The organism is Actinomadura sp. WMMB 499 (assembly GCF_008824145.1).
Lineage (GTDB): Bacteria > Actinomycetota > Actinomycetes > Streptosporangiales > Streptosporangiaceae > Spirillospora.
In genome coordinates, this window is record NZ_CP044407.1 from 4,935,811 (window position 1) to 4,955,282 (window position 19,472).

At 72.3% G+C, this 19,472-nt stretch carries 24 protein-coding genes; 14 read left to right on the forward strand and 10 right to left on the reverse strand.

From position 1 onward, the window contains the following. The first annotated feature begins 21 nt into the window (after window positions 1–21). Window positions 22–1,356 carry a crotonyl-CoA carboxylase/reductase gene (ccrA, locus tag F7P10_RS21870; RefSeq protein WP_151011732.1) on the forward strand — a complete coding sequence of 445 codons (1,335 nt, stop codon included), beginning with the start codon at window positions 22–24 and terminating at the stop codon, window positions 1,354–1,356. Between the two features lie 150 nt (window positions 1,357–1,506). Here the strand turns inward: ccrA and F7P10_RS21875 are convergent, their stop codons facing one another. Continuing rightward, complete coding sequence (locus F7P10_RS21875) at window positions 1,507–1,803, reverse strand: helix-turn-helix domain-containing protein (protein WP_151011734.1); 297 nt, start codon at window positions 1,801–1,803, stop codon at window positions 1,507–1,509. A gap of 4 nt (window positions 1,804–1,807) precedes the next feature. Beyond that, entirely contained in the window at window positions 1,808–2,167 is a 360-nt protein-coding gene (locus tag F7P10_RS21880; protein ID WP_151011736.1) for a type II toxin-antitoxin system RelE/ParE family toxin, read from the reverse strand. A gap of 246 nt (window positions 2,168–2,413) precedes the next feature. Here F7P10_RS21880 and F7P10_RS21885 point away from each other — a divergent pair, with 246 nt between their 5' ends. Continuing rightward, window positions 2,414–3,691 (forward strand): helix-turn-helix domain-containing protein, encoded by a 1,278-nt coding sequence (locus tag F7P10_RS21885; protein ID WP_254715944.1) that lies wholly within the window; start codon window positions 2,414–2,416, stop codon window positions 3,689–3,691. On the opposite strand, the gene F7P10_RS21890 is transcribed toward F7P10_RS21885, so the two are convergent. Next, a complete protein-coding gene (locus F7P10_RS21890; protein WP_151011738.1) occupies window positions 3,672–3,899 on the reverse strand; it encodes a hypothetical protein in 228 nt (75 codons plus the stop codon). The two genes, F7P10_RS21885 and F7P10_RS21890, sit on opposite strands and share 20 nt — an antisense overlap. Window positions 3,900–4,106: 207 nt before the next feature. Between F7P10_RS21890 and F7P10_RS21895 the strand changes: the two genes are divergently transcribed. Both F7P10_RS21895 and F7P10_RS21900 read left to right on the forward strand, forming a co-directional pair. Beyond that, window positions 4,107–4,856, forward strand: coding sequence for a GntR family transcriptional regulator (locus F7P10_RS21895; RefSeq protein WP_151011739.1), 750 nt, complete (start codon window positions 4,107–4,109; stop codon window positions 4,854–4,856). 1 nt (window position 4,857) lies between these two features. Beyond that, window positions 4,858–5,442: an NUDIX hydrolase gene (locus F7P10_RS21900; RefSeq protein WP_151011741.1), complete on the forward strand. Its 585-nt coding sequence runs from the start codon at window positions 4,858–4,860 to the stop codon at window positions 5,440–5,442. 15 nt (window positions 5,443–5,457) lie between these two features. On the opposite strand, the gene F7P10_RS21905 is transcribed toward F7P10_RS21900, so the two are convergent. The 4 genes from F7P10_RS21905 to F7P10_RS21920 form a co-directional block, all read right to left on the reverse strand. Then, a complete protein-coding gene (locus F7P10_RS21905) occupies window positions 5,458–7,134 on the reverse strand; it encodes a DUF4153 domain-containing protein (RefSeq protein WP_151011743.1) in 1,677 nt (558 codons plus the stop codon). After that, window positions 7,131–8,183: a HAMP domain-containing sensor histidine kinase gene (locus F7P10_RS21910; protein ID WP_254715945.1), complete on the reverse strand. Its 1,053-nt coding sequence runs from the start codon at window positions 8,181–8,183 to the stop codon at window positions 7,131–7,133. The genes F7P10_RS21905 and F7P10_RS21910 overlap by 4 nt, the downstream gene beginning before the upstream one ends. Then, window positions 8,180–8,911, reverse strand: coding sequence for a response regulator transcription factor (locus F7P10_RS21915; RefSeq protein WP_151011745.1), 732 nt, complete (start codon window positions 8,909–8,911; stop codon window positions 8,180–8,182). The genes F7P10_RS21910 and F7P10_RS21915 overlap by 4 nt, the downstream gene beginning before the upstream one ends. A gap of 73 nt (window positions 8,912–8,984) precedes the next feature. Further along, entirely contained in the window at window positions 8,985–10,469 is a 1,485-nt protein-coding gene (locus F7P10_RS21920; RefSeq protein WP_151011747.1) for a glutamate--cysteine ligase, read from the reverse strand. Between the two features lie 169 nt (window positions 10,470–10,638). On the opposite strand from F7P10_RS21920, the gene F7P10_RS21925 reads away from it, so the two are divergent. The 6 genes from F7P10_RS21925 to F7P10_RS21950 all read left to right on the forward strand — a co-directional run bounded on the left by F7P10_RS21925 (window position 10,639) and on the right by F7P10_RS21950 (window position 15,631). Continuing rightward, window positions 10,639–11,997, forward strand: a complete 1,359-nt coding sequence (locus F7P10_RS21925) for a HAMP domain-containing sensor histidine kinase (RefSeq protein ID WP_151011749.1) — start codon at window positions 10,639–10,641, stop codon at window positions 11,995–11,997. Between the two features lie 75 nt (window positions 11,998–12,072). Continuing rightward, window positions 12,073–12,729, forward strand: coding sequence for a DUF6461 domain-containing protein (locus F7P10_RS21930; RefSeq protein ID WP_151011751.1), 657 nt, complete (start codon window positions 12,073–12,075; stop codon window positions 12,727–12,729). A gap of 83 nt (window positions 12,730–12,812) precedes the next feature. After that, entirely contained in the window at window positions 12,813–13,319 is a 507-nt protein-coding gene (locus F7P10_RS21935; RefSeq protein WP_176611605.1) for a polyketide cyclase, read from the forward strand. A gap of 129 nt (window positions 13,320–13,448) precedes the next feature. Then, a complete protein-coding gene (locus tag F7P10_RS21940; protein ID WP_151011755.1) occupies window positions 13,449–14,078 on the forward strand; it encodes a DUF6461 domain-containing protein in 630 nt (209 codons plus the stop codon). A gap of 67 nt (window positions 14,079–14,145) precedes the next feature. Then, window positions 14,146–15,369, forward strand: a complete 1,224-nt coding sequence (locus tag F7P10_RS21945; RefSeq protein ID WP_151011757.1) for an SMI1/KNR4 family protein — start codon at window positions 14,146–14,148, stop codon at window positions 15,367–15,369. Between the two features lie 49 nt (window positions 15,370–15,418). Further along, window positions 15,419–15,631 (forward strand): hypothetical protein, encoded by a 213-nt coding sequence (locus F7P10_RS21950; protein ID WP_151011759.1) that lies wholly within the window; start codon window positions 15,419–15,421, stop codon window positions 15,629–15,631. An 8-nt stretch (window positions 15,632–15,639) separates the two neighbouring features. Here F7P10_RS21950 and F7P10_RS21955 read toward each other — a convergent pair whose 3' ends face one another. Next, on the reverse strand, window positions 15,640–16,251 hold the full coding sequence (locus F7P10_RS21955) for a TetR/AcrR family transcriptional regulator (protein WP_151011761.1): 612 nt from the start codon (window positions 16,249–16,251) through the stop codon (window positions 15,640–15,642). 158 nt (window positions 16,252–16,409) lie between these two features. Between F7P10_RS21955 and F7P10_RS21960 the strand changes: the two genes are divergently transcribed. Further along, window positions 16,410–16,874: a hypothetical protein gene (locus F7P10_RS21960; RefSeq protein ID WP_218040110.1), complete on the forward strand. Its 465-nt coding sequence runs from the start codon at window positions 16,410–16,412 to the stop codon at window positions 16,872–16,874. Beyond that, on the forward strand, window positions 16,856–17,383 hold the full coding sequence (locus F7P10_RS21965) for a nitroreductase family deazaflavin-dependent oxidoreductase (protein ID WP_254715946.1): 528 nt from the start codon (window positions 16,856–16,858) through the stop codon (window positions 17,381–17,383). The genes F7P10_RS21960 and F7P10_RS21965 overlap by 19 nt, the downstream gene beginning before the upstream one ends. A gap of 11 nt (window positions 17,384–17,394) precedes the next feature. Here the strand turns inward: F7P10_RS21965 and F7P10_RS42580 are convergent, their stop codons facing one another. Continuing rightward, complete coding sequence (locus tag F7P10_RS42580; protein ID WP_176611606.1) at window positions 17,395–17,553, reverse strand: hypothetical protein; 159 nt, start codon at window positions 17,551–17,553, stop codon at window positions 17,395–17,397. After that, window positions 17,550–17,945, reverse strand: coding sequence for an ATP-binding protein (locus F7P10_RS21970; RefSeq protein WP_176611607.1), 396 nt, complete (start codon window positions 17,943–17,945; stop codon window positions 17,550–17,552). Before F7P10_RS21970 ends, F7P10_RS42580 begins: the two co-directional genes overlap by 4 nt. Before the next feature lie 320 nt (window positions 17,946–18,265). On the opposite strand from F7P10_RS21970, the gene F7P10_RS21975 reads away from it, so the two are divergent. Both F7P10_RS21975 and F7P10_RS21980 read left to right on the forward strand, forming a co-directional pair. Beyond that, window positions 18,266–19,123 (forward strand): helix-turn-helix transcriptional regulator, encoded by an 858-nt coding sequence (locus F7P10_RS21975; protein WP_151011765.1) that lies wholly within the window; start codon window positions 18,266–18,268, stop codon window positions 19,121–19,123. Window positions 19,124–19,157: 34 nt separating this feature from the next. After that, complete coding sequence (locus tag F7P10_RS21980) at window positions 19,158–19,400, forward strand: DUF397 domain-containing protein (protein ID WP_254716793.1); 243 nt, start codon at window positions 19,158–19,160, stop codon at window positions 19,398–19,400. Window positions 19,401–19,472 lie beyond the last annotated feature (72 nt).

Genomic DNA, 19,472 nt, shown 5'->3' on the forward strand with positions numbered 1-19,472 from the left:
GTCGTTCCACGGAGGACACCCATGGCTCAGCCCGGCTCGTCCCACCCGCTCCTCGATGCCGTCCGCAACGGCGCGAGCGGCCCCGAGCTGCAGGAGATCGACCTGCCGACCCGCTTCCGCGCCGCCTTCACGCGCAAGGACGAGGTCGGGATCTTCGAGGGGCAGACCGACAAGGACGTGCGCCGCTCGCTGCACGTGGACGAGGTCGAGATGCCCGAGCTCGCACCCGACGAGTGCGTCGTCGCGGTGATGTCCGCGGCGATCAACTTCAACACCGTCTGGTCGGCGATCTTCGAGCCGGTCCCGACGTTCGCGTTCCTGGAGAAGTTCGGCCGCCAGGGCTGGTACGGCGCGCGGCACGACCTGCCGTACCACATCCTCGGCTCGGACGGCTCCGGCGTGGTCGTCCGCACCGGCGAGGGCGTCCGGAACTGGAAGGCCGGCGACAAGGTCGTCCTGTCGCCGTTCTTCGTCGACGAGGAGGACCACGGCTCCTACGACGACGGGATGATGAGCGAGAGCCAGCTCGCCTGGGGCTTCGAGACGAACTTCGGGTCGCTCGGCGAGTACTGCATCGTCAAGGCGAACCAGCTCATTCGCAAGCCGAAGCACCTGTCGTGGGAGGAGGCGGGCTCGAACATCCTGTGCGCGGCGACCGCGTACCGGATGCTCGTCGGCTCGCACGGCGCGCGGATGAAGCAGGGCGACGTCGTCCTGATCTGGGGCGCGACGGGCGGGCTCGGCTCGTACGCGACGCAGCTCGTCCGCAACGGCGGCGGCATCCCGGTCGCGGTGGTGTCGTCGCAGGAGAAGGCCGACATCGTCCGGTCGCAGGGCTGCGAGCACATCATCAACCGCAGCGAGCTGAACCTCGGCGAGCAGGGCCTGCGCCATCCGAAGGCGGGACGCGTGCTCGGCGAGGCGATCCGCGGGCTGGTCGGCGAGGACCCGGGGATCGTGTTCGAGTACCTCGGCCGCGAGACGTTCGGCGCGTCGGTGTACGTCGCGCGCCGCGGCGGCAAGATCGTCACCTGCGGTTCGTCGACCGGCTACAAGCACGAGTACGACAACCGCTTCCTGTGGATGCGGCTGAAGAGCATCATCGGCTCGCACGGCTTCAACTACCACGAGGCCGTCGAGATCAACCGGCTGATCTCGCTCGGCATGATCCACCCGACCCTGTCGCAGGTGTACGACCTGGACGAGGCGGGCGAGGCGACCCGGGCCGTGCAGACGAACGCCCACGTCGGGAAGGTCGCGGTGCTGTGCGGCGCGACCGGCGAGAACCAGGGCGTCGACGACCCGGCGATGCGCGAGCGCATCGGCGAGGCCAACCTGAACCGCTTCCGCCGCTGACCGCCCCCGCCGAGACCCCGCGTAGGGGTCCCGGCAACCCGCGAAGCCCGCAGAAACCCCACAGGACCCTCCCCCGCGGGTCCGGGCGGCGCCGCCCCCCTCCCCCCACCCCACCAGGCGCCGCCCGGACCCTTCACCTGTCCGGCGGGTTCAGGCGGCGTCGGTGAACTTCACCGTCAGCCTGGCCCCGAGGGCGTGGGCGATGCGGTCGAGCACGCCGATGGTCGGTGTCGGGCCACCGGCCTCCAGCCGAGAGAGGGCGGGCTGGGTCATACCTGCTCTTCGGGCGAGTTCGGCCTGCGACCACCCCAGTGCCTGGCGCCGCTCCCTGACCGCGTTGCCCAACTCGAAGGCGATGCGGGCTTCTTCCCGTCCTGCGCGCACCTCGTCGTTGTCTCGACCCGCGCCCGGCACCCAGCGCGCGTGCGGGCTCCCCTGCTCTCCCATGGCCTTACACCTCCCTGATGTAGTCCGTTCGTGCGTGGCCGTGCTCGGCGTGACACACCTTCATGACCCGACTCGCGCGCTCGATCTCCGCGACTTCACGCTCTTGCGTTTTATAGAACACTGTGAGAAGGATGACCCGTCTGCCTGGCGCGAGCCAGTAGGTGACGCGCGCTTGACGCGGGTGGAGATGGATGCGCAACTCGCGCAGTCCACCGCCGAGATGCCGTGACCACGGCTCGCCCAGCGTTTCGGCGTTCTCCGCGAGGATCTCGACGAACTGCTCGACACGGCCGTACTCGCGGTCGGTGAGCGAGTCCAGCCATTCCATGATCTCCGGCTCGATCTCAACGTCGTACAGCCCCATGCATCGGACGCTATATGCATCAGATGCTATCAGGGTGCGTGTTCACGAAAAGTGAGGGCCCGTCCACGTAGCGGAGATGTGGGAAGTCGTCGGGTGGGGCGGCCGATTCTGGTCGGATCTCGACCTAGACTTTCGCCCTGGTGGGTCCAGGGGTCATGATTTGCCCCACACAAGTCCCATAAGTAGTTAATTACCCCCGGTGTGCGGCGCGGAACGCAGGGGAACCGAGCGGCGGGGAGGGTATACGTGTCGGACGACGGTTCGAGCGCCACCACCGGGCGGCCCTGGGAGGATCTGCCCAGGGAGCTGGCCGATCACATGCGGCCGCACCTCGACGAGGTGGCGGACGACATGATGCAGGAGATCCAGACGCGCGTCCGCGAGTACGACCGGCCGAACGACGGGGCCTACTCGGGCACCCTGCGGCAGGCCGTGGAGCGCGTGCTGCACTACTTCGTGGACCGGGTGGCCGATCCGGGGCACGAGCCCGCGTCGGTCAGCGACTTCTTCCGCGCGATCGGCCGGGGCGAGGCCGGTGAGGGCCGCAGCCTGGACGCCATGCAGACCGCGATGCGCGTCGGCGGCATGGTCGCGTGGCGGCGGATCACCGAGGGCGCCGACGCGCTGCACGTCCCGGCGCGCACGCTCGGCGCGGTCGGCGAGGCGCTGATGCTGTTCCAGAACGAGCTGGCGCACGCGGCGGTGGAGGGCTTCTCCCAGGCCAAGGCCGAGGTGGCCGGGGAGATGCAGCGCCGCCGCAAGCGGCTGCTCGACCTGCTGTTCGCCGACCCGCCGGCCGGGGCGGAGGCCGTCGCGGACCTCGCCGCGGCCGCGCACTGGCCGCTGCCGCGCACGGTCGCCGCGGTCGCGCTGGGCCGGCAGGTCCGCGACGACCGGGGCACCGCGTTCCCGCCCGACGTGCTCGCCGACCTGACCCGCCGCACCCCCAGCCTGATCATCCCGGACCCGGACGGCCCCGGCCGCGCGAAGCTCGTGGACCGGGCGCTCGCCGGGACCCCGGCCGTCGTCGGCCCGACCGTCCCGGTGATGGAGGCGGGCCGCTCGTTCCAGTGGGCCCGCAAGACGCTGTGCCTGGTGCAGCGCGGCGTCATCGAGGCGGACGGCGTGGTGCGCAGCGTGGAGCACATGTCCACGCTGATCCTGTTCCAGGACGAGGGGCTCACGACGGCGCTCGCGGACCTGCGGCTGGCGCCGCTGTCGCACCTGCGGCCGTCCCAGCAGGACCGGCTCGCCGAGACGCTGCTGGCGTGGCTGCAGTCGGGCCGCAACGCCAACGAGGTCGCGATGCGGCTGCACGTGCACCCGCAGACCGTCCGGTACCGGCTGCGGCAGCTGGAGGAGCTGTTCGGCGACCAGCTCCTGGACCCGGACCTGCGGTTCGACCTGGAGATCGTGCTGCGCGCCCGCGCGCTGCTCGCCGCCGGGCCGGGCGAGCACCTGATCCCGTCCGGACGGGCGGCGGTCGGGGAGAGCGGCGAGGTGGTCAGCCTCCGGCGGACCTGAACCGGAGCCGCTCGGCGGTGGCGACCCGCTCCGCCAGCCGGGTCTGCGCGTCGCACAGCAGCCACAGCTCGCCCTCGTCGAGGGCGACGATCTGCTCCAGGCAGCCGTTCAGCAACTGGTAGTCCGACAGGGGCATCACCCGGGTGGCGCGCAGGCCACCGTCCGAGCGTTCGCTGTGCCAGCCGGGCATGCACATGGACACCGACATCACCGCGGACTCCTTGGTCGGCCTATGGTAGGACTACCGTAGGCCGCTGAGAGCCGTGTCACAACGTGTTCGGCAGAACACGGACAGAGATCGGTGGAGCGTCCAGGGTGGCGCCGGGGGTAGGTGAGACTGGCGTTACCCGCCACCTGGGCGGACGCGGTGTGAGATCGTGATGTCGACGCACCGCAGTTCGGAGCAGGATCTGGTATGCCGCGACCCCCCACGAAGGCGCAAGCGATCACCAGTGCGCTCGCCGCCCGGATCGTCGAGGGCGAGCTCGACCCGGGCGCGTGGCTGCCCTCCGAGCGGGAGCTGGCCCGCGACTTCGGCGCCGACCGCTCCACCGTCCGGCGGGCGCTGCGGATGCTCGCCGAGCAGGGCCTCGTCCGCGTCGAGCACGGCTCGGGGGTGCGGGTCCACGCGGCCGGCCGGATCCGCCGCGCGGCGTCCGACATCACCCGGCAGGTCGGCGGCTGGCGCGGCTTCCACGTGTCGGCGCAGGGCTCCGGCCGCACCCCCTTCACCCGGACGTCCGTCGCCGAGGTCGTCGCGGACGCGCGGCTCGCGCGGCGGCTCGCGGTGCCCGCCGGGACGCGGCTGCTGCGGCGCGCGCGCGTCCAGGGCGTCGAGGGCGAGCCGCCGGTGCAGACGGCGACGACCTGGGTGCCGCTGGACATCGTCGACCGGATCCCGGTCCTGCGGGAGGTCGACACCGGGCCCGGCGGGATCTACTCGCGGCTGGAGGAGGCCGGGTTCGCGATCGTGTTCGAGGAGACCGTGACCTGCCGGCTGCCGCGCGCGGAGGAGCAGGAGGCGCTGGAGATCGGCCCGGGGCAGCCGGTCCTGACGCTGTGGCGCCGCGCCCACGACCAGGACGACCGGGTGGTCGAGGTGACGCACCGGGTCGTGGTGGGCCACCGGCACGAACTCATCTACCGATACGGGGCGGAGGGCTGACATGACCGAGCCGGCCGGGGACGGGACGGCGGGGGACGAGCGGCCCGCCGTCCGGCGCGTCGCGTCGCGCGTCGTCTACGAGAACCCGTGGATGGTGGTCCGCGAGGACGAGGTCGAGCGGCTCGACGGCTCGCGCGGCATCTACGGCGTCGTCGACAAGCCCGATTTCGTGCTGGTCGTCCCGGAGGAGGACGGCGGCTTCCACATGGTGGAGGAGTACCGCTACCCGATCGGCCGCCGGACGTGGAGCTTCCCGCAGGGCGCGGCGCCCGGCCGCCGGGCGGTCGACCCGGTGGAGCTGGCCCGCCGGGAGCTGGCCGAGGAGACCGGCTTCACCGCCGGGCGGCTGCGCCGCGTCGGCTACCTGAACTGCTCGCACGGGACGAGCGGCCAGGGCTTCACGATCTTCCACGCCACCGATCTGACGCCGGGCGAGCCCGACCGGGAGGCCGAGGAGCAGGACATGCGGCAGCGGTGGGTGTCGCGGGCCGGGTTCCGCGAGCTGGTCGCGGCCGGCCTGATCACCGACGACTCCACCCTCGCCGCCTACGCCCTCCTCACGATGGACGGCCTCCCGGCGCACTGAGCGGCGGGCCGCCGGTCAGGGACGCGGGCTCGAGTACACACCGCCGTCCGGGTTCGACACCTTGTAGCACTCGTAGTAGTCGCCGTCGTCCCGCGCGACCGGCCGGTCGGCCAGGACGTCCCGCGCCCGTTCCCGCGCCAGGTTCGCCCCCATGGCCGGGTCGTCCCCCTCCAGCTTGCCGGAGATCTCGCCGAGCGCGCACGAGCGCTGCGGCTCCGGCAGCCGGTCCAGGGCCGGGACGGCGTCGGCCGACAGGTTCCGCAGGTACATGACGTCGATCTTGCCGGTCGCCTCGAACCGGTCGACGTTGCGTTCCGCGATGAACGCGTCCGGGTTGAGCGCGGCGAGCGCGAGCATCGCGGCGGCGGCGCTGCCCGCGACGGCGCGCGGCAGCAGCGCCCGGCGCCACCCGAACACCGCGCCGACCGCGCCGAGCACCACGACCAGCCCGAGCCACAGCTCGAACGCGTGCACCCACAGCCGCAGCCGCGTCCAGCCGAACTGCTCCTCGTACAGGTAGAGCCGCCGCAGCGCGACCGCGACGACCACCAGCGTCAGCCCGCACAGCAGCCCGAGCAGGGTCCGGACGGTCGCGCGGTCGGCGCGCCCGGCGGCCGGCGCCCACGTCATCGCCAGCGCGATGACGGCGATCACCAGCACGGTCACGACCACGAGCTGGAAGAAGCCCTGCCGTGCGTACTCGGCGTAGGTGAGGCCGGTCTCGGCGAGCAGCGCGTCCCGGTCGGCGGCCAGGAACACCCGGGCCTGGACGGCGCAGAAGGCGAGGAACAGCAGGTCGAGCGCGGCGATCGGGACGATCCACGACCAGCGCCCGGCCGGGGCGGGCCGGCGCGGGGTGAGCAGGTGCAGCGGCGGCGGCGCCTGCACGAGGTGGGCGCCCGCGAGCGCGGCGAGCAGCGTCGCGGCGAACGCGAACACGTAGACGAACACGTTGCCGCCCGACACGTCCGGGATCAGGCCGGACACCAGGTCGCCGAACGCCGCGTCCGCCCCCGCGAAGAGCGCGCCGAACACCAGCAGCAGCCCGGCCACGATCAGCCCGGTGCGGATGACCGGCCAGGTCACGCCGCGTCCGGGCGACGCCGCCCGGCCGACGCCGCGCGCCGCCCACGGCAGCATCCGCAGGCCGCTCACCGGGTACGCGAGCCCGCCGCCGATCAGCTCCGTCCAGGACCGCCCGCCCGCCGCCGCGTACGAGGCGACCGGCATCGCGAGCAGCAGCGCGAGCGCGACGAGCCAGTCGGCGTCGCGGACCGCGAACGTCCCGGTCAGGGCCAGTGCGAGCAGCGCGAACGCGGCGCCGGTGAGGTTGGCGCGGGCGAGGCCCCGGCGGCGGCGCGTCGCGGGCGCCACCAGCCGTCCGGCCCGCTGCGCGGCGGCGCCCGTCACGGCCGCGACGGCGACGGCGGCGATCGGCAGGCCCACGCCGAAGGAGCCCTCCCGCAGCATCGGGCCGACGGTGACCGCGCCGACCAGTCCGGCTCCGGCCGCCGCCGCCACCAGCGCCGGGCGCAGCGGCTCCGGCCCCTTCCAGCGCCGCAGCGCCTGCTCCAGCTTGGTCGGCCTGCGGAAGTACGGCGGCGGCATCGGCCCGTACACGACCGGGCGCCCGGCCGCGGAGGGCGGCGGGCCCTCGGGTGTTTTCTGCATCGACACCGGCGGATTGGTCATGGCGAACCTCCGGGGTTCGGGGGGATGACGACGCGGATGCGGCAGCCGGCGGGGACGTCCAGGACGGTGATCTCGCCGCCGTGCAGGTCGGTCGCCCAGCGGGCGATGGCGAGACCGAGCCCGGTGCCGCCACCGGGCGTTCCGGCGCGCGGGCCGGACGCGGCGCCGCGCGAGAAGCGTTCGAACACGCGGGCCCGCTCCTGCGGCGGGATGCCGGGGCCCCGGTCGGCGACCTCCACGACGAGGCCGCCGGACGGGCCCGCGGACCGTGCGGTGAGCGTGACGGGGGCGCCCGCCGGGCCGTGCCGGACGGCGTTGTCCAGCAGGTTCGCGACGATCTGGTGCAGCCGGTCGCGGTCGGCGACGGCGTGCAGGCCGGGCGTCACGTCCGTCTCGAACACCGCGTCCGGGTGCCCGGCGGCGGCCTCGGCGACGACGTCGTCGACGAACCCGGCGGCGTCCATCCGGGCCGGGTCGAGCGGCGTCGCGCCCGCCTCCGCCCGGGACAGCTCCAGCAGCTGGGTGACGAGCCGGCCGAGCCGTTCGGTCTGGTCGAGCGCCGACTCCAGCACCTCCGGCGACGCCGGGGTGACGCCGTCGGCGACGTTCTCCAGGACGGCGCGCAGCGCGCTGATCGGGGTGCGCAGCTCGTGCGAGACGTTCGCGACGAACTCGCGGCGCTGCCGCTCCACCTCGGCGAGGTCGGCGGCCATCCGGTTGAACGCCTCCGCCAGCTCCCCGACCTCGTCGCGGGACGTGGTGCGCACCCGGCGGCTGTAGTCGCCGCGCGCCATCGCCCGCGCCGCCGCCGTCATGGCGCGCAGCGGCGCGGTCATGCCGTGCGCGATCAGCTGGATGACGCCGAGGGAGATCAGCACGGTGACCGGCAGCGTCTCCCGCGCCCGGAACCCCAGCCGGTACCCCCACAGGACGGTCAGCACCGCGACCGTCGTCGTCACGATGACGACGACGCCGAACTTCACCCGGATCGAGCGGAGCGGGTCCAGCGGCCGGGGCAGCCGCGCCCAGAGCCGCGCCACCGTGTTCACGTCGCGTCCTCCAGGCTGTATCCGACGCCGTGCACGGTCCGGATGAGGCCCTGCCCGAGCTTGCGGCGCAGCGCTTTGACGTGGCTGTCGACGACCCTGGTTCCGGACGCGTCCGTCCAGTCCCACACCCGCTCCAGCAGGACGGCGCGGGTCAGGACGGTGCCGCGGTGGCGCAGCAGGCACGCGAGCAGGTCGAACTCGATCGGGGTGAGGTGCACCTCGCGGCCGTCCCGGCGGACGCGCCGCGCGTCCGGCTCGATCTCCAGGTCCCCGACGCGCAGCGGCTCGGGGCGCGCGGTCTCCGGCCCGGCCGGGGGGTCGGGTGCCGGACGCTCGACGCGGCGCAGCACCGCGCGGATGCGGGCGACCAGCTCGCGCATGCTGAACGGCTTGGTCACGTAGTCGTCGGCGCCGACGCCGAGGCCCACGAGCAGGTCCGTCTCGTCGTCGCGCGCGGTCAGCATCAGCAGCGGGACGGGACGTTCCGCCTGCACGCGGCGGCACACCTCGAGCCCGTCGAAACCGGGCAGCATGACGTCGAGGACGATCAGGTCCGGTGCCCACGCGCGCGCCCGGTCGACGGCGGCGGGGCCGTCGGCGGCGACCAGCACCGCGAACCCCTCCGCCGCGAGCCGGTCGGCGACCGCGCGGGCGATCGTCGGTTCGTCCTCGACGACGAGGACGCGCTGCCTGGGCGGTCCCTCGCCGCCGGTGCCGTGTTCTGTCACGGCACCAGACTCTAGAAGCCCGCTATGGAGGCCCTGGGGGTGAAATGTGTGGATCCTGTGAAGAAGCCGGGTGCTACGCCCCCAGGGACCACGTGTGGACGGGCTCGTTGCCGCGCATGTGCTCCGCGTACGCGCGCGTCATCATGCGCAGCGCGTCGTGCCTGGACATCCCCGGCGACGACCGCTCGATCTCCCGCACCGTCCCGATCTGCCACGCGGCGCCCGTCCGTCCGGTCACGCAGCGGCGCTCGATGATGCCGAGCAGCCGGTCCCGCCGCGCCGGATCGACGCCCCACCGGTCGAGGCCCGCGTAGGCCATCGGCAGCAGCTTGCGCAGCACCAGCTCCGCCGCCGGGACGTTGCCCACGCCCGGCCAGTACAGCGTCGCGTCCATCCCGTCGCGGGCCGCGCGGTGCAGGTTGTCCTCGGCGGTCGCGAACGACATCCGCGTCCACACCGCCCGGTCCTCCTCCGCCAGCGCCCGTACCAGCCCGTAGTAGAACGCGCCGTTCGCCACCACGTCGGCCGCCGACGGCCCCGCCGGCAGCACCCGGTTCTCCACCCGCAGATGCGGGCGCCCCTTGAACACCGCGTAGATCGGACGGTTCCAGCGGTAGACGGTCCCGTTGTGCAGGGCCAGCTCGCCGAGCTGCGGGACGCCCCCCGCGTCCAGCACCTCCACCGGATCCTCATCCTCGCACAGCGGCAGCAGCGCGGGGAAGTACCGGGTGTTCTCCTCGAACAGGTCGAACACCGACGTGATCCAGCGCTCCCCGAACCACACCCGCGGCCGGACGCCCTGCGCCTTCAGCTCGTCCGGGCGCGTGTCGATCGCCTTCTCGAACAGCCGGATCCGGGACTCGTGCCACAGCCGGTGCCCGAACAGGTAGGGCGAGTTCCCCGCCGTCGCCACCTGCACGCCCGCGATCGCCTGTGCCGCGTTCCAGTAGGCGCCGAACTGGTCCGGGCTCACCTGCAGATGGAACTGGACGCTCGTGCACGCCGCCTCGGGCGTGATGTTGTCGACGTGCATGTGCAGCGGCTCGGGCCCGTCGAAGTCGATGCGGAACTCCTCACCGCGCGCGGCGAAGATCTGGTCGTTCAGCATCTTGTACCGCGCGTTCGCCGACAGCGTCTCCTCGCCGATGTCGCTCCTGCGCAGCGTCGGCAGGATCCCGATCATCACCAGCCGCCCGTCCACCTCCCGCGCCCGCTCGTCCGCGTGCAGCAGGTGGTCGCGGACCTCCGACTCCAGCTCCCCGGCCCCCTCCCCGCCGAGCTCCCGGGGCGGGATGTTGATCTCCAGGTTGAACTGCCCCAGCTCCGTCGCCCACGCCGGATCCGCGATGGCCTTCAGCACGTCCGCGTTGCGCATCAGCGGATCGCCGACCGCGTCGATCAGGTTCAGCTCGATCTCCAGGCCGATGTGGGGGCGCCGGAAGTCGAACTGGGACTCGCCCAGCATGCGCGCCAGGACGTCCAGGCACCTGCGCACCTTCTCCCTGTACCGCCGCCGGTCCTCGCCGCTGATGTTGGCCGAGGTCACGTCCCTGCCCATGTGTCCGTCCTTGGTGCTCTGGGGGGAACCGTCATAAAACGGGATGTCCGGCTGAACAGCGCTGAAAACTCATCCGCGGGGTTTCGGCCCGCCGATTCGTGACCGCTCGGTAGCATGCGGGTCAAGCCCCGGTCTCGTGACAGTCTGTGATGGACCCGATGGGAGGGCCATGCAGCTGCGCCCCCGGTCGATCCGGGCCCGGGACACCATCGTCGCCGCCGTGATCGCCGTGCTCGTCTTCGGCGTTTCCGCCGCCGGAGTGGACGTCGCCGTCCGCACCACCGTCCAGGCCGACCTCCTCCAGCGGACCCAGGCGGACGCCCGCCGCGTCAGCGGCGGCCTCCGCGACGGCACCCTGCCCACCCCCATCCCGGACACCCGCGGCGACGTCGTCCTCCAGGTGGTCGAACCGGGCGGGCGCGTCCGGAACGCCAACCCGCCCGCTACGGACGGTCCCCCGGTGAGCACACTCTGGCCCTCCAGCAACATGCGGGTCCGCGACTACACCGAATGCCGCGGCGCCTGGCCGGACCGCGACTGCCGCGTCATCGAAGCCATCCGCGTCAGCACCGAGCCCGGCTCCCCGGTCGTCTACGCCGCCACGCCCCTGCCCGCCTACCTGTGCAACGGCCTCCTCGAAGCCCTCCTCGCCCTCGGCGTCCTCGCCCTGGCCGCGCTCGCCGCCTGGGTCACCTGGCGCGTCGTCGGCCGCACCCTCGGCCCCGTCGAGGCCATCCGCGCCCAGCTCGCCGAGATCAGCGCCACCGACCTGTCCCGCCGCGTGCCCCAGCCGCCCGGCGAGGACGAGATCGCCCAGCTCGCCCGCACCGCCAACGCGACCCTCGACCGCCTCGAGAAGGCGGTGGCCCGGCAGCGCCAGTTCGCCTCCGACGCCTCGCACGAACTGCGCACCCCCATCACCGGCCTGCGCGCGAACCTCGAGGACGCCGCCATGCACCCGGGCGACAACGACCTGCCCGCCGTCGTCGCCTCCGCCCTCCGCGACACCGACCGCCTCGAGTCGATCGTCACCGATCTCCTGCTGCTCGCCCGCATCGGCACCGGCGGGACCGTCGCCCATGAACCGGTCGACCTCTCGGCTCTCGCAGCCGCCGAACTGTCCCGGCGCTCCTCCGTGCACGAGGTGGTCACCCGCCTCCCGCGCGACGTCACGGTCTCGGGCGTCCGCATGCAACTCGTCCGGTTGCTCGGCAACCTCCTCGACAACGCCGAACGGTACGCCGACTCCCGCATCACCGTGGAAGCGGGCCGCACCGGCGCGTGGGCGTTCCTCACGGTCGCCGACGACGGCCCGGGCATCCCCCCGTCCGATCGCGAACGCGTCTTCGAGCGCTTCACCCGTCTCGACACCGCCCGCAGCCGGGGCGCCGGCGGTACCGGTCTCGGTCTGGCGATCGCCCGCGAGATCGCACACGCGCACTGCGGCACCCTCACGATCGCCGCGGCCGGCACCGGCGCGCACCTCACCCTCCGCCTGCCGCTCGCCCCGCTCCCCGACCGCCCGTGAACCGTTCGGGGCGGTTCCCGGCGGGGGCGTCCGGTGGGCGGTGACGGTGCCGTCCGTCCGTGAGAGATTGACGGTATGGCCGACCCCCTCGCTCCGTTCCGCTGGCTGGACGACCACGACGAGATCTTCTGCGTGTCGTTCTTCCGCGGCCTCGCCCCCGCGGACGTCCTGCGCCGCTTCGGCCCGGACGGGACGGTCGGCCGGGAGATGTCGCTGGACGAACTGTCGGAGGCGGTCGCGGAGTTCGTCGCGGCGACCAGCGGCGGCGAAGGCGGCGGGCACGTCGGCGTGATCCAGGCGGACGGGTGGAGCATCGCGATCGAGCCGTCCGGCTGGTGCGCCGTCCTGGCGGAGTACCGTACCCGCCTCTCGCGCGGCTGCGAGATGGTCGCGGTCTCCCGGCACGACTACGCCGAGGACGCGTTCGTCCACGCCGCCGACGGGGAGGCGCTCACCTGCTTCACGCCGCACAGCCCGACCGCGCGCTGGGGCAGCGACCCGGACGGCCTCAACCCCGCCATGCACAAGCTCGACCTGCCCACCGACCCCATGGACGACGACGAGTGGGAAGCCACCTGGGAGCGCCTGTACGAGGACAAGATCCCCCGCGCGTTCGCGCTCGCCGCCGAGATCACCGGCGTCCCCTTCACCCGGAACCTCCTGGACGTCCCGTTCCTGGTCGGCCCATCGCATGGAGGGCACGCGGACGGCTTCCGCCCGCACCACCGGTGAGTTCCGCGCCGCCGGACCGTCTGCATTGGTGACGAACTCGCCTTCCGCGCCTGCGGAGGGCCGGGGCCGACGAGGAGTGCACCGTGGATCAAGAGAACGTCAGCGCCACCCTGACCGTCGCCGTGCCGGTCGCGGGGGTGTTCGCCGTCCTGGCGGACCCGTCGACCCATGCCGCGATCGACGGCACCGGCTGGGTACAGGAAGCCCTCGACCGGGCGCCGCTGACCGGAACGGGGCAGGTCTTCCGGATGGACATGTATCACTCCGGCCATCCAGACGGCGGTTACCGGGTGGCCAACCAGGTTCAGGTGTTCGACCCGCCGAACGCCATCGGCTGGCTGACGGGGGAGGAGAAGGAGGACGGTCACCTGGAGTTCGGCGGCTGGCTCTGGCGCTACGACCTCGCGGCGCTCGGCCCGTCCGAGACCGGGGTCACGCTCACCTACGACTGGTCGGCGGTGCCGCAGTCCATCCGTGAGTACCTCCACTTCCCGCCGTTCGGCCCCGACCATCTCGCCGACTCGCTGCGGCACCTGGCCGAACTCGCCGCCTCGGCGACCCGGAACGGGACGCCGGGCCCGGTGGGGTGACGGGCGCCGGATGACCGGATGGCGCCCGCGCGCTCGCCGGCGGCGCGGTGACGGCCGGTTCGGGATCGGGAGGTCGTGCGGTGTCGCACGTGCGTGGGAGGCTGCCGTGCGTCTCCGGAGGAGGACGTGATGGCCGATCCCCTCGCCCCGTACCGCTGGGTCGACCGCCCCGAGAACGTGCTGGAGGAGGTCTTCAGCGTGTCGTTCTTCCGCGGGCTGACCCCGAGCGAGGTCCTGTTCCGCTTCGCTGCGCCTGACGCGGCGGGCGAGGAGGTGGCGTTCCCGGAGCTCTGGGACCTGGGCGATGAACACCCCCTGGAATCCGAGGGCGGTCATGTCGGCGTCGTCCAGGCGAACGGTTGGAGCGTTGCCGTCGAGCTGGGCGGCTGGACCGCCGTCGAGACCGGCCACGCCTCCGACCTGTCGCGGGGCTGCGAGATGGTCGCTGTTCTGCGGCACGATCACGCGACGGACCGTTTCGTCTACGCGGTGGACGGCGAGGTGGTCACCGGGTTCGTCCCGCCCTGGCCGCTGGGCGGCTGGGGAAGCGACCCGGGCAGGCTGAACGAGGCCATGCACCGGCTCGGCATGCCCACCGCCAGGCCGGTGGACGACGGAGCGGCGGACGCCCTCTTCCGGCGCCTGCACAGGGACAAGATCGCCCTGACGTTCGCGCTCGCCGCAGAGATCACCGGCGTCCCCTTCACCCGCGACCTCACCGGCTTCCCGTTCCTCGCGGCACCCGTGCGCGGACGCTAGACCGGCGGGACTCGGGCGGTTCGTCGCGGGTGGATCGGCGGCGCGTCCGACCTCTAGGCTGCGCGGGGTGACGGAGGTATCGGACAACGTGCTGCCCGGCTCGCTCTCCGACCGGGAACGCCGAATCATCGGCGAGGCCGGCCTGGCGCTGTTCGCCGGACGGCTGGTTCTGGACGCGCAGCCGCCGATCGACGACGCGGTGCTCGCCGCGGTGGCCGAGCGCTGCGCCGGGCCGCTGCCCGATCCCCTCGTCGCGTTGTGGCGCACCACCTTCGGTGGGCGGCTCGACTACGACCTGCGCACCGATCTCGACGGCCAGGACGTTCCGCTGTCGTTCGCGGAGCTGTTCTATCCCGGCAGTGGCGGCTACCACGACCTGTGGGGCTGGATCGATCACGAGTGCGAACTCGCCGGGGAGAGCCGACCGGACTGGTCCGGCCTGCTCGTCCACCTGCCGATCGGTGGTTTCGAGTATCTCGAGCGCGTCTACGTGCACACCGCCACCGGCCCGGACCATGGTGCCGTCGTCTGCTGGCGGCAGGGGCTGCCGCCCGGATGGGAGCTGTCCACGGGCGACCGGGCCGGTCGGCTCGCGGGCGACCTGCGTGCGCTGTTCGGACGGCTCGTCCTGGATCGGGATCCCTGGGAGACTCAGGCCGACACCGGCGCGGAGATGCGCGACGCCGTCGACGAACTGGGAAGCGGCGGCGACCCGGACGCCCGGTCGGCCGCGGCGAAGCTGCGCCGGCTCGTCCGGGCGACCGTGCTCGACTGGCGCGGCGCGCTGGACGAGGGCACGCTCGCCGCGCAGCGCCGGCTCCGGCGCCTGGCCCTGGAGCGGGCGGCGGCCGACGACGACGTCGCGCTGCTCGCACGGCTGGTGGAGGTGGGCTGCGATCCGGCGGAGGAGGTCGGTAGCGGGCTGAGCCCGCTCGAGGTGGCCCTGCTCCAGCGGTCCTTCGCGGTCGTCCCGTGGCTGCTCGCACAGGGCGTTCCGGTCGAGAACTCCCTGCGGGTCGGCGCGCACGTCGTCGACCTGGACCTTGCCCGCGACCTCCTCGACCGGGGCGCGGCGGTCGACGCGAGCGCGGTGGCGGGGGCGCTGGAGAACGGGGACGTGGAGGTCGTGCGACTGCTGTGCGGGGCCGTGCGGTCGGACGAGGACCTCGCCCGGCTCGGGGCGCGGCTGCGGACGCTGGCCGCCGAGGCCGTGACCGCCGAGCGTGCGCAGCGCCGGGCTTCGGTGCTGGCAGAGCTCGCGGACCGGTTCACACCCGACCGCCGCCCCTGACCTACTGGAAGCTGTCCGGCATACGAGGATGAGGTGGCCCATGCGCGCGATGGCTGACTCCGGATCCGTTCTGGCGGCGATGCCCTTCCAGCCTCCGTGGGACGTGTGGGACGTGGTCGGGGTCGCCGGCGTCACGTGGGCGATCGTGACCCTCGTTGCCGCGGCGGCCGGTGACCGTGGGTGCGGGACCTCGGTGGCCGCGGGCGCGCTGATGGCGCTGGCGGTGGCGCTCTGCATGATCGTCACGCGTTCCGCCTGGTGAGAGCGTGCTCAGGGTTGTGGCGGTTGGTCCGCCGACCAGATCCTGCGCAGCGGACGCAGTCCCTCTTCGACGTACTCGCCGATCGGGCGGACGCCTCCGTCGTCGAACCACGATTCGAGTGCGGCGAAGTAGCCGAACGCCACCGCGTTGGCCGCGACGCGCGCCTGTGACGGGCTCAGCCCGCCGTCGGTCGCCAGGTGCGGCGCGATCCGCCGGGCGGCGCGGTCGAGCGCCGCGCACGCGGCCATGCGGACCGACGGCTCGGTGAAGAAGTAGCGCACCCTGCGCCAGGGACCCTTTCCTCGCGTGCCGTCGGGCCCGGCAGGCTCGTCCGATCGGGACTCGTACCGGACGACCGCCTGGAGGAGGCTGCCGACCGGGTCGGCGGGGTCCATGATCTCCGCGATCGCCTCGGAGTTCATCGTGTCGAACTCGTCGGCGACGAGCAGGCCCTCCTTCGTGCCGAAGTACCGGTACACCGACGACGGCGACACCTCCGCGGCGGCGGCGATCTCCTCGATGGTGACCGCGTCGAACCCGCGCTCGTCGAAGAGGTCCAGGGCCCGTTCCTGGATGGTGCGCATGGCGTTGCGCCGCCACTGCTCGCGAAGCCCTCCCATGTGTCGAGCATAGCAAGTGACTGTCTGATTGAACTTGACTGTCAGTTCACCGTACGTACAGTGACTCTCGAAGAGAAAGTGACTGTCTGATCGTGCGTCCGGGGTGGTGCCCGTGCGGCGCGTGACGGGCGGCCCATCGACACGACGGGAGAGCTGAGATGACGGCACGAATTCCGGCGGCACGTACGACCTCGTGGCACCGGGCGGTCCTTCCGGCGATGTGGGGCGGGCTCGTCCTGACGATCGTCGCCGCGGTCTATCCGCTGATCGACCGCGCCACGACGCACGTCCTGGCCGACCACATCCGGGCGTCCTACCCCGCTTATGGGGAGGGGGAGGTCGACACGGCGGTCACGGCCTACCTGGTGATCCTGTCCGTGGTGGGCATGCTGGGGGTTCTCGGCTGGCTCGGGACGATGTGGGCGGTCCGGGCTCGCAAGAGCTGGGCGCGCTGGGCGGCGCCGGTCGCCTGGCTGGTCGCGGCCTCCGTCGCGCTCACCGGACTGACCGTGCGGGACACCTCGGGCGATGTCGGCCTCGCCCTGCCGCTGGCCTGGTTGCAGGTGCTGCCGTGCGCGGTGGGCCTGGTGGCGGTGGCGTTGCTGTGGAAGCCGCGGCGTTGACGGTGGGTGCCCACGGATGCAGGACTGCTGCCGTTCTCCGGCTTCTTGGTGCGGCGAAGCGTGTGCTGTATCGCGGTGGGCGCCCGTCCCGGCCGATGCGGTTGTGGAACCGTGTCGACGCGCTGTTGTACTCCACCGGCCGCGTGCGCCCGGCCCATACCGCCGTTCTGAAGGTGTCCGGACGGCGCTCCGGCCGGACGACGGGCGTCCCCGTCGCCGTCGCCGACCTCGATGGCGCGGAGTTCCTGGTCTCGATGCTCGGACCGGACGTGAGCTGGGTCCGCAACGTGGAGGCGGCGGGCGGCAGTGCCGTGCTGCGCCGTCGCGGTCGCGACGTCCCGGTCCGGCTCGAGGGTGTCCTGAGCCGCGAGCGGGCACCGATTTTGCGCCGTTACGTCGCCGTCGCGCCCGGTGCCCGTCCGCATCTCCGGCTGGGCCCGACGGCCCCGCTCGCGGAGTTCGACCGCATCGCCGAGGCCCACCCGGTGTACCGCGTGCGCGGACGCTGACGCGTGGGGCGCTAGACCAGCAGGGCGATGATGGCCAGCGCCATGAACAGGACGCACATGCCTGTGCCGATGAACGCGCCGTGCAGGACGCCCCGCGCGTAGCGGTCGGACGGGCCCCGATGGCTCCGTGGCGCGTGGACGGACGCCGCGTGCGTGCCCCGACCGCTCACGACTCCGTCACCTCCGTTGCCCACGTCACCCGGAACCACACGCGGATCTGGTTGCCGGAGATCCTCGCGATGCCCCACTGGTCGCTGAACGCCTCCACGAGGTCGAGCCCGCGCCCGCTCTCCGCGTCCGGCCCGACCGGTCCCCGGCGCCGAGGGCCGGTCGTCCCGTCCCGTATGCCGTTGGTGACGGACACCTCGATCGTCCCGTCCATGACCGCGTACTCGACCGTCACGTGCAGCCCGTCCCCGTGCAGGATCGCGTTGGTCAGTGCTTCCGAGAGCGATTGGAGCAGGTCCGCGATGGCTGACTGACCGACGCCGCCGTCTTGCAGCTTGGCTTGCAGCCATCGGCGTCCGATCGCGACGCTCTCCAGTTCCGCCGCGACACGCACGGACCCGTGTTCTGTGCGGTGTGGTCTTGCAGTGGACGATCCGTCCCGTGCGCCCATGGTGGTGGGCGTGCTCTCGTCGTCGGCGCGTTCGTCCGCGCGTCCGTTCGTCCCCGTGGGTGGACGCTTGCCTGCAAGCCCCATGGCCCCGCTCCCTCGCCTGGCGCGACGCGTCCACCTGATCCCCAAAGTGCCGAACACGCCGCGTATACCGTCGCTAGACTCAGAGTGTGCGTGACCTTCAATCGCCTGACAAGCGATTCGAGTGACCTAGTTCAAAAAATCGTCGTGCACTCGGCGGATGAAAGGTGCAGGTGGTCAGGATGGCGACGAAGCGGACGAGCCCCACGGTGCGGCGTCGACGTCTGGCGGCGATCCTGCGGCAGCTTCGCAAGGACGCGAAGAAGACGCGGGAGGAGGCGGCGGAGTTCGCGGGCATCAGTCCCGTCACCATCAGCCGCATCGAGGCGGCGGCGCACAACCCCAAGCCCGGGGACATCGCGATGCTCTGCAAGTTCTACGGGCTCGATGACCAGGTGACGGACGAGTTGGTGGCGCTGGCACGACAGTGCCGGATCAAGGGTTGGTGGCAACAGTACGACCTCCCCGACATCGTCAGCGCCTATACGGGGCTCGAGGAAGAGGCTGCGACTATTCAGCAGTACAGCGTCGACGTTATCCCTGGCCTTCTGCAAACAGAGGCGTATATCCAAGCAGTTGCCGCTGCAGAGTTGCGCGCGTACTCCGAGGAGGAGGTGAATCAAGCCGTCACCGTGCGTGTAACGCGGCAGGAAAGACTGGGCGTGCAGGACCCTCTGACGGCCTGGTTCGTCCTCAATGAAGACGCGATACGACGGCAGGTCGGCGGGACTGAGGTGATGCGTGGTCAGCTCCATCACCTGCTGACGATGTCGCGCGCCGATGGTGTAGAACTCCAGGTGCTGCCCTTTGACGCGGGCGCTCACCCAGCGATCGCCAACGGCGCCTTCACGGTCCTGGGATTTCCCGAGCAGGTTGACCCCGACGTTGTCTACATTGAGCTGCGTATGGGGAGCGTCTACTTGGAGAAGCCCGCGGAAATCGACACCTACCTCCAGTTGTTCAATCAGCTTCGTGCCCGGGCCCTTGGTCCTGGCGAATCACGTTCTATGATCGAAGAGGTCATCGCAAGCTTGACCTGATCGAGGTGCTGATATGGACCAGAGCAACAGGCTCATGTGGCGGAAGAGCAGCCGCAGCAACAACGGGGGTCCTGAATGCGTCGAGGTGGCCTCATGGCGGAAGAGTGGCCGTAGTGGCAGTGGTGGCGAGGCGTGCGTGGAGGTCGGGACGTGCGGGTGTTGTGGGACGGCCGTGCGTGACAGCAAGGACCCGGATGGGCCGAAGCTCGCGTTCAAGGTCGCGGCGTGGCGGGCCTTCCACGCGGACGTCGTCGCCGGACGGTACGACCTGACCTGAGGCCCTCGAAGGCCGCGGAGGCGGCGGGGCCCGACGCCCTGGCGCCGCGATGCCGCCGGGCGCGTCCCCGGC